21 protein-coding genes are annotated in these 21019 nt (G+C 39.1%); 9 read left to right on the top strand and 12 right to left on the bottom strand.

What is annotated here, in order from left to right; translation table 11 throughout:
- Positions 1-238: 238 nt before the first annotated feature.
- The 3 genes from lpxB to surE form a co-directional block, all read right to left on the bottom strand.
- Positions 239-1354 (bottom strand): lipid-A-disaccharide synthase, encoded by a 1116-nt coding sequence (gene lpxB, locus MS6x_RS12765; protein ID WP_482602630.1) that lies wholly within the window; start codon positions 1352-1354, stop codon positions 239-241.
- Between the two features lies 1 nt (position 1355).
- Positions 1356-1640, bottom strand: a complete 285-nt coding sequence (locus MS6x_RS12770) for a hypothetical protein (protein ID WP_482602632.1) — start codon at positions 1638-1640, stop codon at positions 1356-1358.
- Between the two features lie 108 nt (positions 1641-1748).
- Positions 1749-2522, bottom strand: coding sequence for a 5'/3'-nucleotidase SurE (gene surE, locus MS6x_RS12775; protein WP_482602634.1), 774 nt, complete (start codon positions 2520-2522; stop codon positions 1749-1751).
- A 185-nt stretch (positions 2523-2707) separates the two neighbouring features.
- On the opposite strand from surE, the gene MS6x_RS12780 reads away from it, so the two are divergent.
- A complete protein-coding gene (locus MS6x_RS12780; RefSeq protein WP_482602636.1) occupies positions 2708-4876 on the top strand; it encodes a carboxy terminal-processing peptidase in 2169 nt (722 codons plus the stop codon).
- A gap of 58 nt (positions 4877-4934) precedes the next feature.
- On the opposite strand, the gene msrA is transcribed toward MS6x_RS12780, so the two are convergent.
- Both msrA and msrB read right to left on the bottom strand, forming a co-directional pair.
- On the bottom strand, positions 4935-5477 hold the full coding sequence (gene msrA / locus MS6x_RS12785) for a peptide-methionine (S)-S-oxide reductase MsrA (RefSeq protein WP_482602638.1): 543 nt from the start codon (positions 5475-5477) through the stop codon (positions 4935-4937).
- On the bottom strand, positions 5470-5928 hold the full coding sequence (gene msrB, locus MS6x_RS12790; RefSeq protein ID WP_482607169.1) for a peptide-methionine (R)-S-oxide reductase MsrB: 459 nt from the start codon (positions 5926-5928) through the stop codon (positions 5470-5472). The genes msrA and msrB overlap by 8 nt, the downstream gene beginning before the upstream one ends.
- A 97-nt stretch (positions 5929-6025) precedes the next feature.
- On the opposite strand from msrB, the gene MS6x_RS12795 reads away from it, so the two are divergent.
- On the top strand, positions 6026-6832 hold the full coding sequence (locus MS6x_RS12795; RefSeq protein WP_482602640.1) for a DNA/RNA non-specific endonuclease: 807 nt from the start codon (positions 6026-6028) through the stop codon (positions 6830-6832).
- Here MS6x_RS12795 and rodA read toward each other — a convergent pair.
- The 7 genes from rodA to MS6x_RS12830 form a co-directional block, all read right to left on the bottom strand.
- Positions 6829-8112, bottom strand: coding sequence for a rod shape-determining protein RodA (gene rodA / locus MS6x_RS12800; RefSeq protein WP_482602642.1), 1284 nt, complete (start codon positions 8110-8112; stop codon positions 6829-6831). The two genes, MS6x_RS12795 and rodA, sit on opposite strands and share 4 nt — an antisense overlap.
- Positions 8102-9976 carry a penicillin-binding protein 2 gene (mrdA, locus tag MS6x_RS12805; RefSeq protein ID WP_482602644.1) on the bottom strand — a complete coding sequence of 625 codons (1875 nt, stop codon included), beginning with the start codon at positions 9974-9976 and terminating at the stop codon, positions 8102-8104. Before mrdA ends, rodA begins: the two co-directional genes overlap by 11 nt.
- On the bottom strand, positions 9973-10482 hold the full coding sequence (locus MS6x_RS12810; protein WP_482602646.1) for a rod shape-determining protein MreD: 510 nt from the start codon (positions 10480-10482) through the stop codon (positions 9973-9975). Before MS6x_RS12810 ends, mrdA begins: the two co-directional genes overlap by 4 nt.
- A complete protein-coding gene (gene mreC, locus MS6x_RS12815) occupies positions 10475-11290 on the bottom strand; it encodes a rod shape-determining protein MreC (RefSeq protein ID WP_482602648.1) in 816 nt (271 codons plus the stop codon). The genes MS6x_RS12810 and mreC overlap by 8 nt, the downstream gene beginning before the upstream one ends.
- 76 nt (positions 11291-11366) lie before the next feature.
- A complete protein-coding gene (locus tag MS6x_RS12820) occupies positions 11367-12395 on the bottom strand; it encodes a rod shape-determining protein (protein WP_379935696.1) in 1029 nt (342 codons plus the stop codon).
- Between the two features lie 56 nt (positions 12396-12451).
- A complete protein-coding gene (gene purH / locus MS6x_RS12825; protein WP_482602649.1) occupies positions 12452-13984 on the bottom strand; it encodes a bifunctional phosphoribosylaminoimidazolecarboxamide formyltransferase/IMP cyclohydrolase in 1533 nt (510 codons plus the stop codon).
- Positions 13985-14193: 209 nt separating this feature from the next.
- Complete coding sequence (locus MS6x_RS12830) at positions 14194-14649, bottom strand: GAF domain-containing protein (RefSeq protein ID WP_482602651.1); 456 nt, start codon at positions 14647-14649, stop codon at positions 14194-14196.
- Positions 14650-14771: 122 nt separating this feature from the next.
- Between MS6x_RS12830 and MS6x_RS12835 the strand changes: the two genes are divergently transcribed.
- From MS6x_RS12835 to MS6x_RS12865, 7 genes are all read left to right on the top strand, one after another.
- On the top strand, positions 14772-15182 hold the full coding sequence (locus MS6x_RS12835; protein ID WP_482602653.1) for an HYC_CC_PP family protein: 411 nt from the start codon (positions 14772-14774) through the stop codon (positions 15180-15182).
- 113 nt (positions 15183-15295) lie between these two features.
- A complete protein-coding gene (locus MS6x_RS12840; RefSeq protein WP_482602655.1) occupies positions 15296-16066 on the top strand; it encodes a hypothetical protein in 771 nt (256 codons plus the stop codon).
- A 16-nt stretch (positions 16067-16082) separates the two neighbouring features.
- On the top strand, positions 16083-16709 hold the full coding sequence (locus MS6x_RS12845; protein WP_482602657.1) for a heavy-metal-associated domain-containing protein: 627 nt from the start codon (positions 16083-16085) through the stop codon (positions 16707-16709).
- Positions 16710-16784: 75 nt separating this feature from the next.
- Positions 16785-17660, top strand: a complete 876-nt coding sequence (locus MS6x_RS12850; protein ID WP_482602659.1) for an NHL repeat-containing protein — start codon at positions 16785-16787, stop codon at positions 17658-17660.
- Positions 17661-18401: a heavy-metal-associated domain-containing protein gene (locus MS6x_RS12855; protein WP_482602661.1), complete on the top strand. Its 741-nt coding sequence runs from the start codon at positions 17661-17663 to the stop codon at positions 18399-18401.
- 11 nt (positions 18402-18412) lie between these two features.
- On the top strand, positions 18413-20647 hold the full coding sequence (locus MS6x_RS12860; protein ID WP_482602663.1) for a TonB-dependent receptor: 2235 nt from the start codon (positions 18413-18415) through the stop codon (positions 20645-20647).
- Between the two features lie 6 nt (positions 20648-20653).
- Positions 20654-21013: a heavy-metal-associated domain-containing protein gene (locus tag MS6x_RS12865; RefSeq protein WP_482602665.1), complete on the top strand. Its 360-nt coding sequence runs from the start codon at positions 20654-20656 to the stop codon at positions 21011-21013.
- Positions 21014-21019: the final 6 nt, after the last annotated feature.

Raw genomic sequence — 21019 nt, forward strand, 5'->3', positions numbered from 1 at the left:
CTTTAAAGTTATAGAATTATTTTGTATCATATCTAGGCATGTAAAAAAATGTTTTTTTAGGGGATTGTTCGATGCTGTGTAGCTAGGTGGCTCAACATCATATTGGTTTTTAACCATGTAATTATGTAAATCGGTGTTATTCTGTGATAGTTTGGATTCAAACGTTCGTTGGCCTGGGCTTTGCGATTATAGATACGGATGGTAGGTAGGTCAAAGGTGTTAGAGCGAGTATACAATACTACTTACGGCTATGTTCATATATAAATTCCGCAGCTTTCGCACTTGCACCCGTACCGCCCAATTTTTGGATTAACACATCATAGTTCGCTAGTTGTTCTAATCGTGCAGTTCCAGATAGAATGGCGTTCAGTTCTGTTTTAAGTTTAGTTTTGGTTAGGTCGTTTTGTATCAGTTCGGTCACAACTTCTTTTTTCATTATCAAATTCACCAGGGAAATATATTCCAAGGTAATTATACGTTTTGCAATTTGATAGGATAACCAATTTGCCTTGTAACATACTACCTGTGGTACTTTAAATAATGCGGTTTCTAACGTAGCCGTACCGCTGGTGACCAAAGCGGCTGTTGCAATGGAAAGTAGGTCATAGGTTTTGTTCTGTGCGAACTTTACATTTTTATCTGATAGGAACGGTTCATAAAATGTTTTCTCCAAACTCGGTGCTCCCGCAATTACAAATTCATAGTTGGAAAAATCTGAGGTAAGTGATAACATAACGGAAAGCATTTTCTGTACTTCCTGTTTTCGGCTACCTGGCAGTAAGGCTATTATTGGTTTGTCTGAGTCGATGTTGTGATTCGCCCTAAATACTTTTTCATCTACTTCTACTCGGTTAGAAATAGCATCGATTAAGGGATGTCCTACGAAATTAACAGGATATTTATGCTTCTTGTAGAATTCTTTTTCAAACGGAAGGATTACTTGCATCGCATCTATATCCCGCTTTATTTTTGCTATCCTTCCTTCCCTTGAAGCCCATAGTTGCGGAGATATGTAGTAATTGGTCTTAAATCCTTTTTCTTTCGCCCATTTGGCTATTCGAAGGTTAAATCCAGAGTAATCAATAAAAACTACGATATGTGGTTGAAAGTCGCTAATGTCCGATTTACAAAAAGCAATATTTTTAAAAATGGAATTGAGGTTCGTAAGCACCTCCAAGAATCCCATGAAGGCCATTTCCTTGTAGTGTTTTGCCAAATCCCCGCCTGCCTTTTGCATTAAATCCCCTCCCCAACAACGAACATGCGCATTGGTATCTATTCGCTTTAACGCTTTAATAAGGTTGGAGCCATGAAGGTCACCAGATGCCTCCCCTGCGATAATATAGTATTTCATTTTAAAACACCTTATAGTAGAGAATAATGAAAGCTGTGAGCATCGTAGCAATGAGAACACCCTTGGCGCGTTGGTTACGTTTCAGCCTTAGAAAACCGAAGAAGGCAGCTAAATTTAATAAAGCGCCTAGAGCCAAAAGACTGCCTACATGTCCTTGTGTAACGGCTGCGTTATAAGTTTCGGTAATACTAAATTCTGAAAATAACAAAATATAGAGGAGCGTTCCTGTAGTGTTCGCAATAATCCCTACCAAAAAACCAATAATCACTTCTTTTTTGCTGTTCATAATTTACAATACATATATCAAGTTCATTTCCAAAATCTCTTTGGTTAATCGCTTCATCTTAATTAATTTTTACCTGCAACTGCCTATTGTTTTCTGCTGGCTAACCGCTCAAAGTCCCCACGAATTTAATTCTTGAATAACATGGTGTGCGGTAAGATCAAACTGTGTAGGCACCACCGATATAAATCCGTTTGCCAATGCCCATTCGTCCGTATCTTCTCCCTTATCTAACAATTCAAATTTTCCTGTTAGCCAGTAATAATCCTTACCCATTGGACTTGTACGTTTGTCAAATTTTTCCTTCCAGTTTGCCTTTGCCTGTCTGCAAATTTTTATCCCTTTTAGTTCCTCTTTTTTAAGCCTCGGAATGTTTACGTTCAGTACTACCCCTTTAGGAATTCCGTTGGTCAATGCTTGTGTTACGATTTCGGTTATATAGGTGCTGGAGTGTGAAAATTCAGCATCCCAGTTGTAATCGCAGAGGGAAAATCCAATGGCTGGTATCCCTTCGATGCCTGCCTCTATGGCAGCACTCATAGTACCGGAGTAAATAACATTTATTGATGAATTAGAACCGTGGTTGATTCCGCTTACGCAGATATCCGGTTTTCTATCCAGTAATTCTTGTAAGGCTAACTTAACACAATCGGCAGGTGTACCGCTACAGCTATACTCCTCATTTCCAGTGTCTTCCGTATCGGAGTTCATTTTTTTTGAGTAGAGTGTGCTATCCAGGGTAATTGCGTGTCCCATCCCGGATTGTGGGCTATCTGGTGCCACTACGATTACATCTCCCAATTGCTTCATGAGCTTTATTAAAGTCCGAAGTCCGGGAGCGGTAATGCCATCATCGTTGGTAACCAATATCAAGGGTTTTTTCATACAATATACTTTGCGGGGTAAAAATACGTTTTTATACAGGATTGGACGCCCGTCGCGTTTAACAAAAAATTAAAGTCATCTTGTTACCTTGGCATGGTTTTTTCTTTATCTTAGAGGATTATCGTTTAGAAAAAGAAGTATTTTAAACCCCGATGATTTTGAAAAAGAAAATAAATAATAGTTTTATGAAAAGAAATTTAATCTACATTTCTGCATTGTTGTTAGTTGCTGTGGCTTCGTGCAGTTTCACCAATAAATCTTTCGAGAACGATGATAAGGACAAATTGTTATTAGACCTTATTACTTATGTACTTGAAAAAGGACATTACGAACCAAAGCAGATAAATGATGATTTTTCGGTGAGCGTATTCGAGGATTTTATTGATGTGATTGATCCTACAAAACGTTATTTTCTTGCATCCGATATTGCAGAGTTTGAACAATATAAATTTCAGATAGATGACCAGATAAAAAACACTGATATCGCTTTTTTTAATCTAGTTTATGCGAGACTGATGGAGCGTATGGAGGACGCTAAGGGCATTTACAAAGAAGTACTTAAGTCACCTTTTGATTATAACGAGGATGAAAGTTTAAGCATAAATTACGATGAAGAACCATTCGTTTCTAGTAAAAAAGAGCTTCAGGAGCGATGGAGAAAGCAATTAAAATATGCTACGTTAGGTACCTATGACTCCAAGTTGACCCATGCAGAAAAGAAGGAAGACGAAGTATCGTTAGATGATAAAGCGCGTGGCATTTTCGATGACCATGACCACAGCGCACATACACCCGAAGAGGCAGAGAGGGAATCTAGGGAGTCTACCGAGGCTACTTTGGACGAGTTTTTTGATTTTGTAGACGACCTACAACGAAAAGACTGGTTCGTACAGTACATCAATACAATTGTAGATGAATTTGACCCCCATACTTTCTATTTTGCTCCGGAGGAGAAGGAAAAATTTGATATGGGCATGTCCGGTAAGTTTGAAGGTATAGGTGCTCGCTTACAGAAGAAGCCAGAAGGAGCAAAAATAGTAGAGGTCATCTCTGGAGGCCCCGTTTGGAGAGATGGAAGTTTGGAAGTCGGAGATCAGATTATAAAAGTGGGACAGAATGGAGATGAGCCAATAAATATAGTTGGCATGCGCATAGACGATGCTGTTAAATTAATAAAGGGAGCACAAGGCACCATTGTTGACCTTACGGTAAGAAAGGTAGATGGGTCTTTGGAAGTGGTATCTTTAACTAGGGATGTAGTTGAGTTGGAAGAATCCTATGCTAAATCTGCTTACATTATCAAGGGCGAAGAAAAATTTGGGATTATCAACTTACCAAAATTTTATGTGGATTTTGAGGATTACAGCGAAAGAAATGCTGCGTCCGATGTAGCCAAGGAAGTTGAACGATTAAAGCAAGAAGGTGCACAAGGTCTTATCCTAGATTTACGCGATAATGGAGGAGGTTCATTAAAAACAGTTGTTGAAATGGCAGGATTGTTTATCAAAGACGGTCCAGTGGTTCAGGTACGTTCAGGTGGAGAAAAGAAGGATGTCTACGACGATAATGATGAACGAGTGCAGTGGGACGGTCCCTTGGTTATCTTAGTAAATGAACTGTCTGCATCGGCTTCAGAAATTTTGGCGGCAGCGATGCAAGATTACAAAAGGGGGATTGTTATTGGCAGTAAACAAACGTTTGGTAAAGGTACCGTGCAAAATGTAATTCCTTTGTCCAATATTGTGCGAAGCAATGAACATGGAGATTTGGGAGCTATTAAATTAACGACTCAAAAATTCTACCGCATCAACGGCGGATCCACGCAATTGGAAGGTGTTAAAAGTGATGTAGTGGTTCCGGACAAGTATAGTTACATTGATTTAGGAGAAAAAGATCAGTCCAATCCATTAAAATGGGATAAAATTTCGCCTGCGGAGTACACCTTATGGGATGGTTATATTGATTACGAGAAAACCATCGAAAATAGCAACAAGCGTATGGCTGCCAATCCACAAATAAAATTGATAGAGGAAAATGCCAAATGGTTGAAGTCGGAACAGGATGAAACAGAAATTTCACTAAATTATAAAACCTACAAGGAAGAGCAAGAAAAGGATAAGGAACAGTCTAGCTTCTTTAAAAAGTTATCTGATTATGATTCCAAATTAACTTTTGAGTCCTTGCGGTACGAGAAAGAATTGTTTGTACAAGATTCTGTATTACGCGAAAAGAGAGACCGCTGGCACAAGAATTTGGCCAAGGATGTATATGTAGAGGAAGCAGTAAATGTTTTGGAAGACTTGAAAATGAATAACCTAAGAAATATGAAATTGGCAAGTAGGGTAAAGAACTAATCTGATTTCTTAGGAATATGAATGTAAAAAAACCACTCTAATCGAGTGGTTTTTTGTTTTATGCCTTTAATTTATCCGCATGTAGTTTTCGTAGCGTTGCCAATTTTGGGTTAATGACCACTTGGCAATAGCCCTGCGAGGTGTTATTTTTATAGTAGTCCTGATGTTCGCGCTCTGCCTCATAAAAGACACCAATTGGACTAATTTCTGTAATAACTGGGTCTTTATAGTACGCACCTATTTCTTTTACAACAGCCTCTGCTATGTCTTCTTGTTTCTTATTGTGATAGTAGATGACCGATCGATACTGCGTGCCCCTATCTGCACCTTGTCTATTTAAGGTGGTAGGGTTATGGGTAGTCATGAAGATGACAAGAATATCTGCGTAGGAAATAATACTTGGATCATAGGTGATTTGAACCACCTCCGCATGTCCTGTTAATCCTGAACATATTTCCCTATAGGTAGGTCTGCCCGGTGCGGTACCTCCTGTATAGCCCGAAACGACCAAAGATATTCCTTTAACTTCTTGAAAAACGGCTTCGGTACACCAGAAGCAACCACCGCCAACGGTGGCAACTTCACTAGCTGTTCTATTCATAGTGGTCGTCCTTTGTTATTTTCATGGATTCCGAATTAATACAATAGCGCAGTCCGCTTGGCTCTGGACCGTCTGGAAAGACATGGCCCAAGTGAGCATCACAGGTATTGCAAAGCACTTCTACCCGCACCATCCCAAAAGAACTATCCTTATGGTATTTGATGGCATTCTCCTTTATAGGTTGGGTAAAACTTGGCCAACCCGTTCCCGATTCAAATTTGATGGTAGAATCGAATAGGGGTGTACCACAACAGATACACTCATATTTTCCCGCATCGTGGGAACTGCATAAAGCGCCCGAGTGTGGTGCTTCGGTCCCTTTCTTTCTTGTAATCCTAAACTGTTCTGGAGTCAGTATGTCCTTCCATTCGCTTTCGGTTTTCTCAATTCTAGTGTCCGGTATCGGGTTTCCGCTTACCGAAAAATGAATCACATCTTTCCAAGTAATCATCATAAGTTTTCTTTTTTTTTTTAATTTTTTTTACACTTCTATTGGTCGTATCAGGAGAAGCAGTCTTACAAAATTACGCTAAATTTGACCAATGCGTATGTACTCTAAAAATAGAATAATTTATACTGTTTTAATAGGTCTTTGTATTGTTGGCTTTTGGCTTTTTGAGAACTTCTATACACCAAATACATATTCTAACCACCAATCTTCTAAAACGGAGTCTGAGCTCCCAAGTAAGTATTTGCCTAGTTCTACCAAAGGAGAAATAGTGCATCACAATCATTTTTCGCTGTCCTATGCGGAAGGGTATGAGCAGGCAGAATGGGTGGCTTATGTACTTAAAAAAGAACACTTGACCTCTGACGATAGAAAGCGACCTTATTTTATAGAAGATCCGTTTGTAACTACAAAATCGGCAGATTGGCGCAATTATAAAGGTTCTGGTTATGACCGTGGGCACCTTGTACCTGCTGGTGATCGCAGATTTGCAGTACAAGCATACAACGAAACATTTTATACCAGCAATATAAGTCCTCAGGATCGTGAGTTTAACGCTGGATTATGGAACAGATTAGAAATGCAGACTAGAAGGTGGGCGAAACGATACGATACACTATATGTGTTTACCGGAGGTGTACTAACAGCTGGTCTAGAAGAAATAGGAGAGGAGGATGTTGCTGTGCCAGTGTATTTCTATAAAATTATTGCAAGAGAAAATCGTGGTGCATTGGAAGTCTTGGCGTTCTTAATGGAGGGTATTGACCAGCAGAAACCTTTACAAAACTATCTTGTTCCTGTAGATCGAATAGAAGAGCTAACAGGGATAGATTTCTTTTATGAATTTGAAAAAGAAATACAAAGTAGTTTTGAATCTGAAGTGAGGCCGAAGCACTGGAAATTTTAAAAGTTTTCTTTGAGTCTGTTAGTGTCCATTTTTAGAAATATGAACAACAAGATGGTAAAGAACAGTAATCCGGAACCACCATAACTAAAAAACGGTAACGGAATACCAATGGTGGGCAAAACACCGATGACCATGCCTATGTTTATAAAATAATGGACGAATAGTACAGAAATAACGCCATAGCCATACATGCGTGCAAACCCATTTTTTTGACGTTCCGCCAAAGAAATAAGTCTTAGGAACAAGATAGAGAACAACAGTATTACGGTTCCTGTTCCTATAAAGCCCCATTCTTCTCCAACGGTACTAAAAATATAATCGGTATGTTGCTCCGGAACAAAATCACCTTTGGTACGGGTGCCTTCTAGAAAGCCCTTACCAAAGAATCCTCCAGATTCTATTGCTTTTTCAGATTGATACGTATTATAACCAATGGTCTTTCGTATTTCTTCTAACTTGTTAGGGTCTTTTTCTAGGCGGAGCCATAGACTAAAACGGTCTCTGTGGCGTTGTTCAAAAACATTGGTAAAAACAAAATTCACGGAAAGTGAGAATAGAATTATGGCCACCGTAATTAGTGAAAGGGGGATAACCGGTATTTTAAAGCTTTTACGTTTTAAGGTATAAACGAGTATAATGAGCAGGGCAAGGGCAATAGTTATCCAAATAGTTCCGAACATTAGGGTAGTTACAAAAACTAAAATTAATGCAAATCCTATCCCAAGGTAAAACAGTGGAAGCCCTTCTCGGAAAATAACGAAAATTAGCGCGAAAAACACCAAAGCACTTCCTGGATCTGGCTGGGGGATAATCAAAAGTGCGGGAATTAGTATAATTAACAAGGCGTAGAGTTGATCTTTTCTACGTTTGATATCTGTCTGGATATCACTTAGGTATTTTGCAAGTGCTAGTGCAGTTGTTATTTTGGCAAGTTCCGATGGCTGAAAATTCATAAATCCAAGACCGTACCAAGAAGTGGCACCAGCAATGGTTTTTCCGAAAACAAAGAGGCCTAGTAGCGTTAGCATGGAAATCAAATAGAAAACACTGGAAAAACGCTCATAAAAGTTTACTTCTAGCGCCATTACAAGTATAATCGCAATAAAACTTACACCAATAAAAAATAATTGTTTACCATGAAGGGTGTTAAAATCGAATAGGGAAGCTTGGCTCTCCGTAAACGTGCTAGAATATATATTGCTCCAACCAATTAGCACTAATGCTAGGTAAATAAGAACGCTTATCCAATCTACACGTTTTAGAATACTTCTACCAGACACGCTCGTTTATTTTAAACTCTTCTCCACTATATGGTTTGGCGTATTCGTGTTCCAAGGTTTTTTCCAACATCTTTTTTTCTAGGTCAGTTCTAGATATGTCTCCCTTTAGATACTTTTCTATCATTAGTGAAGCGATATGTCCGGCGTATCTACCGCCAAAATATCCATTTTCTATATAGACGGCAATAGCAATTTTTGGATCCTCTACAGGGGCGAAGGCAATAAAAACTGAATGATCGGTAAGCTGTGTTCGGACACCGTCTATTTTGGTAAAGTTTTCTGCGGTGCCAGTTTTTCCCGCTATTGTTATCCCGGGTACTTGCAGCCATCTTGCAGTTCCTCCGGGGTTTGTGTACACCTTGGACATACCTTCTATAACAGGCTCAAAATGCTCCTTAGCTATCGTTGTTTTTTTTGCTTCTGTAAATTTGGGATTATTAATGGCTTTACCTTCTATTTTTTTAAGAATATGCGGGGTATAATAAAATCCTCTATTTGCTATTGCTGCCGTCATGTTAGCTAACTGTACGGGTGTTGCAAGTATTTCACCCTGTCCAATAGCATTGGAAATAATATAAGAAGAGCTCCATCTATTATCGCCGTACCATTTGTCGTAGTATTCTTTGGTAGGAATCCGTCCTTTTTGTCCAAAAGGCAGATCGTATCCTAGGTAATTTCCCAGGCCAAAACTTTTCATATGGCCTTCCCAGGCATCCATGCCTTCATCTGTAGTCTCGTATTTTTCAAAAATTTTACGAAAAGTAGATGCAAAGTATGCATTACACGATTTGTAGATACCATCCACCATACTGCGAGAGCCACCACCACAATGGCACCCTCTTTTTTTCTTACCAACATAAAAGCCATTATAGCAACGCACGGTCGTGGACACATCCATAACACCTTCTTGCAGCGCAATTAGTGCATTTAATGTTTTAAATGGCGAACCAGGAGGTTGTTGTGCGTGTATAGATCTATCCCATGTTGGGTTGGCTATGGTGTCATTGTATAATTTTGTGTAGTTTTTAGATCTTTTGCGACCTACCAATAGGGAAGGGTCGTACGTTGGACCGGATATCATGGATAGTATTTCGCCCGTAGCAGGCTCAATGGCAACAATACCGCCCCATTTACCGTTCATCAATAGCTCCCCATATTCTTGTAAGGTTTTATCCAGGGTAACGCTGATTTGTTTTCCTTGTTCCGGTAGGGTGTCCAAAGTACCATTTTTGTAAGGTCCAATATCCCTGTTGAACCTGTCTTTTTGAATGTACTGTACACCTTTTCTACCCCGTAATAAATCTTCGTAAAAGCGTTCTATCCCTGTTCTGCCTTTGAGCTCACCTTGTACATAGTACTTGTTCTTTGCTAAATCTCCTTCATTAACTTCGCTAATGTAACCCAGAACGTTTGCAGCACTTGGGGTATCATAATAGCGAAGAGAGCGTTTCTGGATGTAAAAGCCAGTATACTTTCGCATTTTCTCTTGCAGCTTGGCATAATCCTGTTTGGATAACTGGGGAACCAGAACCGATGGTAATCTTGGGGAGTATACCCGGGCTTTACGTAACTTGTCTTTAAAGGTTTCTTTGTCAATATCCAACAATGTACAGAACTCCAAGGTGTCTAATGCTTTTACTTCTCGTGGAATTACCATAACATCGTAAGCAGGGTCATTACCAACCAGTAACTCTCCATTTCGGTCATAGATATAACCACGTTCCGGATAATCATATATAGCTTTTATGGCTGGGTCTTCCATTAGCTGATCTGGAGAAAAGCTGAAAATTTGTAAATAGGATAGCCGTGTAAGGAAGGTAATTCCTATGAGTATAATTATGGATGAAAGGAGAATTTTTCTCATTCTTTTTTGGTGCTAAACAACGAAATGAACAGGAGACACAAAATTAGTGTCGCAAGTCCTACGGTTACTGTTTTTTGCAAAATTAACAAGCTATTGGTAAAGCTGAAAATTTCTAGCGTAAAGTACGTAACATGATGTATTATAATTAATAACGCCAAAAAAGTAATTTGTTGTGCCTTGGTGCTGTTGTTTAATTTAAAACTTTGGAATTCATAATTAACGCCAAAGACAAAACGCATAAGAACGGGTCTAAAATAGGCTATGGTTACCGCTGCTGCAGCATTTATAGCCAAGGTGTCCGAGAAGATATCTATGCAAAACCCTAACAGAAAACTTACAATCAAAAATGTAGCTCTGTTCTCCTTTATGGGGTACCAGTAGATAAAAAGAATGTAGACAAAAGGATTAATGTAACCAAAAAAGTTAAGCCTGTTAAAAATGAGTGTTTGCACCAACACCAGTAGTGAAAATCTTAAGAGATTTATGAGGAAGGAACTACTAATCATCTGTTTGGGTTTCTAACTCAAGTTCTAATATTTCTTCTCGGTTTAGATTTTTTATGATGTACACGTTTTTAATATTGGTCATATCGTTAAAAAGTGCAACATCAATAAAGTAAAAGCTTTTTGAGCTGTCTAGGTCAAATCTGGATATGGTTCCTATCGGAATATTCTCTGGAAAAATACTGCTACTTGCCCCAGTAAGAATAGTATCGCCAATGCTTAACGCTGCCAATCTAGGAATATCGGTAAGTTGCACCGTGGTATAACTTTTTGTGTCCCATACCAAAGATCCAAAATGATTGGAATTTTTTATTTTTGCATTAATTTTTGATTTGTCGTTTAGAATGCTCTGTACCGATGCAAAATTCTTGGATGTATTTTCAACGATTCCTAGGATTCCTTTGTCCGTAATTACGCCCATATCCTGTGTAATGCTATCTGCTTTCCCTTTGTTTATGGTAATGTAGTTTCTTTGATTGGAAAAACTGTTTTTGATTACCTTTCCTGTAACTACAGTGTACTTGATTGTGCTGTCTAGGGTTGCGCTTAGGGAAGATTCTTTATTATATAATTCATATCTAAGCGTGCGGTTCTCTCTCAATAAATCCTCATTCTCTTCTTTTAAATCGAAATAAGCGGTAGAGTTGGAGGATAGTTCAAAAATACTGCCTGAGATATAGTTCGCAGAATTTAAAAATTTTGATTGATGGTACGAGTGGGATTGAAATGTGAAAATAAAGGTTACAAGCAAGAGAAAGATGTAAAGCAAAAAAGTCTTATACCGAATAAGAAAATTTATGATCTGCTGCATTCACTTTTAAATTTTCAAAAAACACTTAACTCCTTCAGCACTTTTACTAGAGAATCAATGGAGGTGTTAAGTAAAATTATTTTATCAGTATGCTCTTGTATCTTTCTAGGTTTTTGAGTGCTATTCCGGTACCTCTAACAACAGCTCTTAACGGATCTTCCGCGATATACACAGGAAGATCTGTTTTTTGGGATAATCTTCTATCCAATCCGCGAAGCATAGAGCCGCCACCTGCCAAATAGATACCTGTATTGTAAATATCCGCTGCTAACTCTGGAGGCGTTTGCGATAGCGTTTCCATCACCGCATCTTCTACACGTAAAATAGATTTATCTAGAGCTTTTGCAATTTCTCTATAGGAGATTTGAACCTGTTTGGGTTTTCCAGTTAATAAATCCCGCCCTTGAACCGACTTCTCGTCCGGTGGGGATTGCAAATCTTCCGTAGCAGAGCCAATTTCAATTTTAATAGCTTCGGCTGTTGTTTCACCAACATAGAGGTTGTGCTGGGTGCGCATATAGTAAATGATATCGTTGGTGAAAACATCACCCGCAATCTTTACAGATTTGTCACACACGATACCGCCTAAGGCAATTACTGCAATTTCTGTTGTGCCACCACCTATATCTACAATCATGTTTCCTTTTGGTTGCATGATGTCCAAACCAATACCAATAGCAGCTGCCATGGGTTCGTGTATCAAATAAACTTCTTTGCCGTTTACACGTTCCGCAGATTCTTTTACTGCTCTCATTTCTACTTCAGTAATACCTGAAGGAATACAGATCACCATACGTAACGCGGGAGGAAACCATTTTTTCTTTAATGCCGGAATGTTCTTGATGAACATATTAATCATCTTTTCTGAGGCATCGAAATCGGCTATTACACCGTCTTTGAGCGGACGAATAGTCTTTATGTTTTCATGGGTTTTTCCTTGCATCATATTGGCCTCTTTACCAACAGCAATTATTTTACCGCTAATTCGATCCCTGGCTACAATCGATGGACTATCTACCACCACTTTGTCGTTATGTATAATCAATGTGTTGGCCGTTCCTAGGTCAATGGCAATCTCCTCGGTCAAGAAATCAAAAAATCCCATATATTATTGTTTGGTTTTGGATGAAATGCTGTATTTCATCGACAAAAGTAGTAAAATTAATGCTTAAAATGACGCGTACCCGTCATCACCATCGAAATTCCGTTCGCATTGCAATAATCCACACTTAATTGGTCCTTTATAGACCCGCCTGGTTGTATCACACTGGCGATACCAGCCTTGTCTGCAATCTCTACACAATCGGGGAAGGGAAAGAACGCATCACTAGCCATTACAGCCCCTTTTAGGTCAAAATTAAAGGACTGTGCTTTATGTATAGCTTGGTTTAAAGCATCAACACGGGAGGTTTGTCCGGTGCCGCTAGCACATAGTTGTTTGTTTTTTGCCAATACAATAGTATTGGATTTGGTATGTTTGCACAATTTAGAAGCAAATATTAAATCTTCTAGTTCTTGCTCAGTTGGTTTGGTATCCGTTGCATAACTTAAATCGGCAAGGGTATCCGTTTTATGATCTTTTTCTTGTAGCAACATGCCGTTCAAGCAGGTTCTTACCAACATATCTGGCATTTCGGTTTCGTTCTGTATCAGAATGATTCTGTTCTTTTTGCCTTTTAGTATTTCTAAAGCGTCATCGGCATAACTTGGAGCAATAACCACTTCACAGAATAATTTGTGTATTTCTTCTGCAGTGGCTTTATCTATTTCCTTATTACTGATTAAAACACCTCCAAAAGCAGAAACGGGATCTCCCGCCAAGGCATCCACATAGGCTTTATGAAGTGTACTTCGTTGTGCCAATCCGCAGGCGTTATTATGTTTTAAAATAGCAAAGGTAGGGGCATCATTTTTAAATTCGCCCATTAAGTTCACTGCGGCATCTACATCCAATAAATTATTATATGAAAGTTCCTTACCATGTAGTTTGGAGAACATCGCATCAAAATCTCCAAAAAAGAATCCTTTTTGATGTGGGTTTTCTCCATAACGTAATACTTTGCCATTGGTTTCGCTAACCTTTAAGGCTGCAATATCATGGTTTTGATTAAAATAGTTGAAAATTGCCGTATCGTAATGGGAAGATACGTTGAAAGATTTAGCTGCAAATTTCTTGCGGTCCTCTAAAGTCGTACTCCCATTATCTTTTGAAATAACTTCTAAAAATTCGGCATAATCTTCCATAGAAGAAACACAAATGACGTCTTTAAAGTTTTTAGCAGCTGCGCGTATCAACGAAATTCCGCCAATATCAATCTTTTCAATAATATCTTGCTCAGAAGCACCACCTGCAACGGTTTTTTCAAACGGATATAAATCGACTATTACAATATCCAATTGCGGAATATCAAACTCTGTCAATTGTGCAACATCGCTCTCATTGTCCTGGCGGTTAAGTATACCACCAAATACTTTTGGGTGCAATGTTTTTACGCGACCGCCTAAAATCGAAGGATAGCTAGTAACATCTTCTACGGGAATTACATCTATATCGAGGTCTTTTATGAATTTTTCGGTGCCACCCGTGGAATAAATGGTAATGCCAAGTTCTTTAAATTTTCTAACGATGGGTTCCAATCCGTCTTTGTGGAATACGGAAATTAAGGCTGAAGTAGCTTTTTTAACAGTGCTCATGTGTAATGCTTGTGATTAGTAGTATAAGCACACAAAAGTAATTTTTTTAATGCGGTTTTTTGTTTTAGGTTATCAACAAAAACGGGAAAGTTTTACACTTATAAAGTAACCTGTCAGGTTTTTAAAATCTGACAGGTCTTATCCAAACTCATCTAGTTACATAGAACTTGATAGATCTAATTTATAAATCGGATAAGTAAATAATTTGTTTACGACCTAATGACTGTAGCAACTTCCTTGTTCACGAATTCCAAAAACCGCTCGTCTTCCTCGGTAAACGGGTCGGGTGTATTGGAGTCAATATCGATTTGCCCTATGTTTTCGCCGTTTACGAACAAGGGGACAACGATTTCTGATTTTACCGTAATACTACAGGCAATATAGTTGTCTTGTGCCTGCACGTCTGGTACTACAAAATTCTGATTGCTAACCGCAACCTGTCCGCAAATACCTTTTCCAAACGGAATTATGGTATGGTCTGTTGGCGCTCCCGCATAGGGTCCTAGCTTTAGTTCCTCTTTGTTTCCGTTTTTAAAGTAGAAGCCTACCCAGTCGTAATGAGCAACGTTTTCTTTTAGTAGATTACAAATTTCTTGCAGTTTGGTATCGGTTTGTTTGGCCGATTTGGTTATGGCGGTTATTTTGGGGCGCAGGCTATCTAACATTGCTTCTTAATTTATAGAATCTATGTCAAAAGTCGATTTTTATGAAGAAACTAACAATACTAACCCCCTTAAATATTCGTTAACTTCATATATCGGAATTTCAAAAACGGTATCTTTGTGTCGTGAAAAAAACATTCTATAAAATACTAGCCTTAGTAATGGCTGTAATGCTATTGCTTTCAACAGTCTCATGGACTATTGAAAAGCATACTTGCATGGGACGTGTTATGGATGTTGCTTTGTTCACAAAGGCTCAGGATTGTGGTATGGATGCAGCAATGCAGGCGTTGGAAGAGGAATCTTTGGAAAACCACTGCTGCGGTGAAGAAACCCTTACCCTTCAAGGTCAGGACGACCTTAAAATTACGTTTAACGATATCAGTTTAGATCAAAAGGTCTTTTTTGTCGCTTATACCACGGCTTACCTTGCGTTGCTCGTTCCTGCGGAACAGCAGACAAACGTAAATGAATATTATCCTCCACCATTGCTCGTCAAGGACATACTGCTGCTTGATGAGACTTTTTTAATTTGATGTCGGGCCTCGCTTGAGGCTAGTTTTGGAGTTCAATCTACCTATCATTATACATTAGGACGGACGAAAACAAAAGTACCCAAAGATTTGGGAAAACATCAAATAAAAACTTTATGAAATATGTACTTTGGCTAGTAGCCATTTTAATTGGGCACACAAGCTTAACAGTGGCGCAAGGCCCGCCCATTACAGCTGATAAACCAATTATGCTTGGCGCAGGTAGTCTTACGGCTAGGACGTTAACAGAAATACGAAATACGGAACGGGGTACATTTGTATATGTGCCTTTAATGATTAGTTATTTGCCATCATCGAACTCGGCGGTCGGCATTGATATTCCTTATTTGAATTATGATATTGACAATGGTACTAGTGGTAGCTCCTTAGCTGATATTAAGATAATAGGTAAATATCAATTCTTTAGAAAAGACGCCACTGGTAAGACTTTTAGGGTGGTGGCCAAAACGGTGCAAACATTACCTACAGGAGAAGAGTTGGATATTATGGATTTAAGTGTTGGTAAATACGCTGGATATTACGGCATCGTTGCCGGATACGAAACCCTTAAATACGGTATCTCCAATGAACTGGGCTATAATTCAATGCCTGATGGTACCATGGACGAATTCCGCTATAAACTGGGGTTTGGACTACCACTTCTAAAACCACAATACCCAAATAAACAGCTAAATCTCTTTTTTGAATATACGAGTTCTTGGTTGGTAGAGCGTGATTGGTATCAATTGTTATATGCCCAAGGCATTCAATATGCAAGAAAGACGACCACTTTTGAACTATCGGTGCAAGTTCCTCTTGTGAATGATTTTGAGGCTGGTAGAAACCTTCGATACAGTTTGTTTTTTGGCGGTCGATTTACATTTTAATTTTAAAACATACAAAATGAAAAAAACATTAATACTAACGTTGGTCATCGGGATGATGGCCATGTTTGGGGCAAATGCCCAAAAGCAGATGGATAAATTTATGGTACAGGTAGACGGACTCGGTTGTCCTTTCTGTGCATACGGATTGGAAAAGAAATTTAAAGAATTCAAAGGTATCAAGGATGTAAAAATCGACATAGAAACCGGCGATTTTAGCTTTGCCTATCCAGCGGAAAAGGTATTGAGTTTAGAAGACGTTGAACAGCAGGTAGAAAAAGCAGGTTACACGCCCATAACTTCTAAAATAGAACGGGCAAACGGTAAGGTTGAAGAATCTGCATCTGCCACTTTATCCGAAAATACGAGTGGTACGGTCACAAAGAATCTTCTGGTTGCTGGGAATTGTGGGATGTGCGAAGCCAGAATTACAAAAGCTGCCAAAAGTATAGCCGGAGTTTCGGAAATTTCATGGGATAAGGATACCAAAATGATGATGGTCTCTTTTGATGCGGCAGCATCCACACTATCTGAAATAGAAATGGCGATTGCTAAAGCAGGACACGATACGAAAAATCATAAAGCAGAAAAGGGAACCTATGATCAGCTGCCTGCCTGTTGCCATTATGATAGAATTAGTAAATAAAAGGATGTGGTTATAGATGCAATCAAAGACATTTAATACGTTTTTGATTGCATCCTAACAAGTAAATAGTACGTTATGAAATACATATATACACTAGTACTAGGTCTATTTTTGGTTGCTTCTTGTAAGGAAAAAGAGGCGCTTCCAAAAGAATGGGTCTTTGTAGAAACCATCCAGTTGGATGGTGTAAGCCCAATTGGTATTGCCGAGCTAGATGGGAAACTATGGCTTTCCGACGGAGACCATAACCGTTTGGTTCAAATTGATTCAAATGGTAGAATTGAGCAAACAGTCGATTCTTTAGAAAGGCCTATGCATATAGACGTTTCTGAAAATATACTTTTTGTCCCATTATATGGTAGTGATGAGATTTTCAATTACAATCCATTGGATCAAACAAGTCAGCTTCCGGTCTTCGATTATCCAAAGGATAGTTTAGATGCCCCAGCGGGCGTGTCTGTTTTAGGAAAGGAAAAGGCGATTGCCGATTTTTATAACAATAGGATTTTGTATGCTGATGGCAACAAGTGGATTTCCTTCGGTAAAGAAGGCAAAGCAAAGGGCGAGTTTTATTATCCAACAGATGTGCAGTTAACCGATTCCCTAATCTGGGTAGCAGATGCATATAATAACAGGGTTCAAGCCTTCGATAAAAAAGGGAATTTTGTAAAAATGATGGGTCAAGACCAGAAGATGAATGCTGCAACAGGTATTTTTGTTTCAGAAACAGAGGTCTTTGTATCCGATTTTGAAAACGATCGTATATTGGTTTTTGATTTGGAGGGAAACTTAAAGCAAGAGTTGTCAAAAAATATAGAAAAAGCTACTGATATGCTTTTGGTAAATAACATGCTTTATGTGATTAACTACAGAAATGGACAAATCAATATTTTTGAATTGTTAGAAGTCGACACTAAGGCAGATGAGCAGGGAGACAATAAAAAAGAATAAATGATACATACGTATAGTATAACAGGAATGACCTGTGGCGGCTGTGTGGCATCCGTAGATGGTTATTTGTCCAAAGTAGAAGGGGTCAAAAAAGTGACGATAGATTTGGAGCACGGAGAGGCACAGATAACTATGGCAAAACATATTGGCTTACAAACACTCAAGAATGTGCTGCCTAAAAAATACACCATTGAGGAAAAAAATGCTTATGATTACAGCGAGCGACCCATCACTGCTTTACAACAAGAGGGCATAATGGAACAATCAAAATTTCAGCAGTTAAAACCCTTGTTTTTAATATTTATCTACCTTTTTTCGGCGGCCTTTCTGCTCAATTATAAGGAATGGAATACCACCGATGCCATGTTAGATTTTATGGGGCTTTTCTATATTGTTTTTAGCTTTTTTAAGTTGCTGGACCTAAAAGGATTTCCCGATAGTTTTCGCATGTACGATCCCTTGGCAAAAGTACTACCCGCCTACGCTTGGGTATATCCATTTTTGGAGCTTGCCCTAGGCCTTCTTTTTTTAATGCGCATTCAAATACCCATTGCCTTAGGGCTCACGATATTTGTTTTAGGTATCACAACCGTAGGCGTCACCAAGAGTTTACTGGACAAAAAAAGCATACGTTGTGCCTGTTTGGGAACGGCATTAAAGCTGCCGATGACGGAGGCCACTTTTATTGAAAATGCAATTATGTTGGTCATGGCTTTGGCCATGTTGATTCAAATGATTTAAAGAGGTTTAAAATGAATAAATATATTTTGGCCATTCTGCTGTCACTTCCACTTTTTAGCATTTCGCAGTCCGTAGTGGAGGGGGTGGTCAAGGAGCGCAGTGGTACCAGGGGTAAAGTGTTACCTGGAGCTAATGTTTATTGGATGAATTCCCAAACCGGAACCATAACCAACGATAAAGGCTTTTTTAGTATTCCTTATACAAAGGAATATAACAAACTAATCATTAGTTATGTTGGTTTTAGGACCGATACACTTACCATTAACGAACCTAAAAAGGTAAACCACTTTTTAAACCCTTCAAACGAATTAGATGAGGTGGTGGTGCAGCAGCAACGAGATGCGGTTGAAAAGACCTACTTCAGTGCTCAAAATGTGGTTACGGTTAATAGTGCGGAACTCTTGAAGGCGGCATGTTGTAATCTGTCCGAGAGTTTTGAGACCAATCCCGCAATCGACGTTAATTTTTCGGACGCCCTAACGGGTACCAAACAAATTCAGATGTTGGGACTTACGAGCCCCTATCTGCTCATAACCCAAGAAAATATTCCAATGGTGCGTGGTGCTTCGCAGGCATACGGACTCACCTTTACTCCCGGTACATGGGTAGAGAGTATTCAGATTACCAAGGGCGCGGGGAGCGTGGTGAATGGTTATGAAAGTATCTCAGGGCAAATAAATACCGAATTGGTAAAACCATTGACGGACAAACGACTTTTTGTAAACGGTTACGCAAATCAGAACGGTAGATTGGAGCTAAATACCCATATTAATCATAATGTTACGGATAAATGGAGTACGGGACTTTATGTTCATGGCAACCTTAGGACTCAGAAAGAGGATAGAAATGACGATGGTTTTTTGGACGCCCCTTTGGCAGAGCAGGTAAATATTATGAACCGCTGGCAATATCAAAACCCGGAAACAGGCTGGGTAAGTTTTTTGAATTTTCGCTATTTGAATGATGAAAAACAAGTTGGGGAGGTTGTTTTTGACCCGGATACCGATAGATTTACCACCAATGCATGGGGAAGTGAAATAGATACGCGTCGGTTCGATTCTTCAGTCAAGCTCGGCTATGTTTTTCCGGAACTTCCTTTTCAAAGTTTTGGCTTCCAGGCTTCGTATAGCAACCATCAACAGGAATCCTATTTTGGTTTTAATAGGTATGATATAGATCACAATAGCCTGTACTCTAATTTGTTGTTTAACTCCATTATTGGGGATACGAGAAGCAAGTTTACGACTGGACTTACGGTAGCTTATGACAGCTATGACGAATTGGTGAATGCCCAAGATTTTAGTAGGGAAGATATCTCTGCTGGCGCTTTTTTTGAGTATGCCTACGAGAACATGGAAAAACTAAGCCTTACCGCTGGTCTACGGGTAGACACCCATAATAGATTGGGTATCTTTGTGACACCAAGATTACACGTCCGCTATACGCCTTGGGAACTAGGAAGTTTGCGTGCCTCGGTAGGCAGGGGTAGAAGAGCGGCTAATATTTTTGCGGAGAATCAGCAGTTGTTCGCCTCTGCCCGTCAGATTCAGCTACTGGATTCCGAAGGTAGCGTGTACGGATTAGATGCGGAGGATGCTTGGAATTACGGTGTTAGTTTTTTACAAGGGTTTGTATTTTTGAATAGGAAAGGAAACATTTCATTGGATTATTATAAGACCGATTTTAGAAACCAAGTAGTGGTAGATTGGGAAAATCCGAGAGCTATTTCGTTTTATAATTTGGATGGAAAGAGTTTCGCCGATAGTTTTCAGGTCGAAGTGAACCATGAAATTCTCAAGAATCTAGATGCACGCTTCGCCTACAAATACTATGACGTACAAACCGATTACCGTAGCGGAACCCTACAAAAACCCTTGCAAGCACAAAATCGATTTTTTGCAAATGTTGGCTATGAAACCGAACCTAAAGAAAATGGGGCAAAATGGAAGTTTGATTATACGGTACATACCTTAGGCGAGCAGCGTTTGCCAAACACCAATGAAAACCCACCACAATTAAGATTAGGGGAGTTCGCAGAAGGCTATAGCTTAATGAATGCGCAGGCAACCAAAGTATTTTCCGAAAATTTTGAAATCTACCTTGGTGGTGAAAATTTAACTAATTTTAGACAAACTAACCCAGTTTTGGCTTCGGACAACCCTTTTGGCGAGAATTTTGATACAAGTATTGTGTTTGCGCCTATTATGGGGAGAATGTTTTATTTAGGATTTAGATATAAAATTTAGAAAATTATGAAAAGAGTTGTTTTAGTACTGATGTTGGGACTTTTTACATTTACCGGTTTTGCCCAGGAAAAGAATAAAAAATTGACCATGGAAGTTGATGGTAAATGCGATATGTGTAAAACACGAATAGAGAAGGCTGCTTTGGGTGTAAAAGGGGTAAAGTATGCCATGTGGGATATTCCCTCGCACCAATTATCCTTAATCATTGATGAGCGTAAAACAGATCCAATGAAGGTGAAGACTGCACTAGTTGCTGTGGGTCATGACACAAAGGAGCTTAAAGCTACCGATGAGGCCTATAATGGTGTTCACCCATGCTGTAAATATCGCGAGGATAATACGGATGATAGTGGGAAGCATAATTAGGGTACT

The organism is Maribacter sp. MS6, from assembly GCF_056839185.1.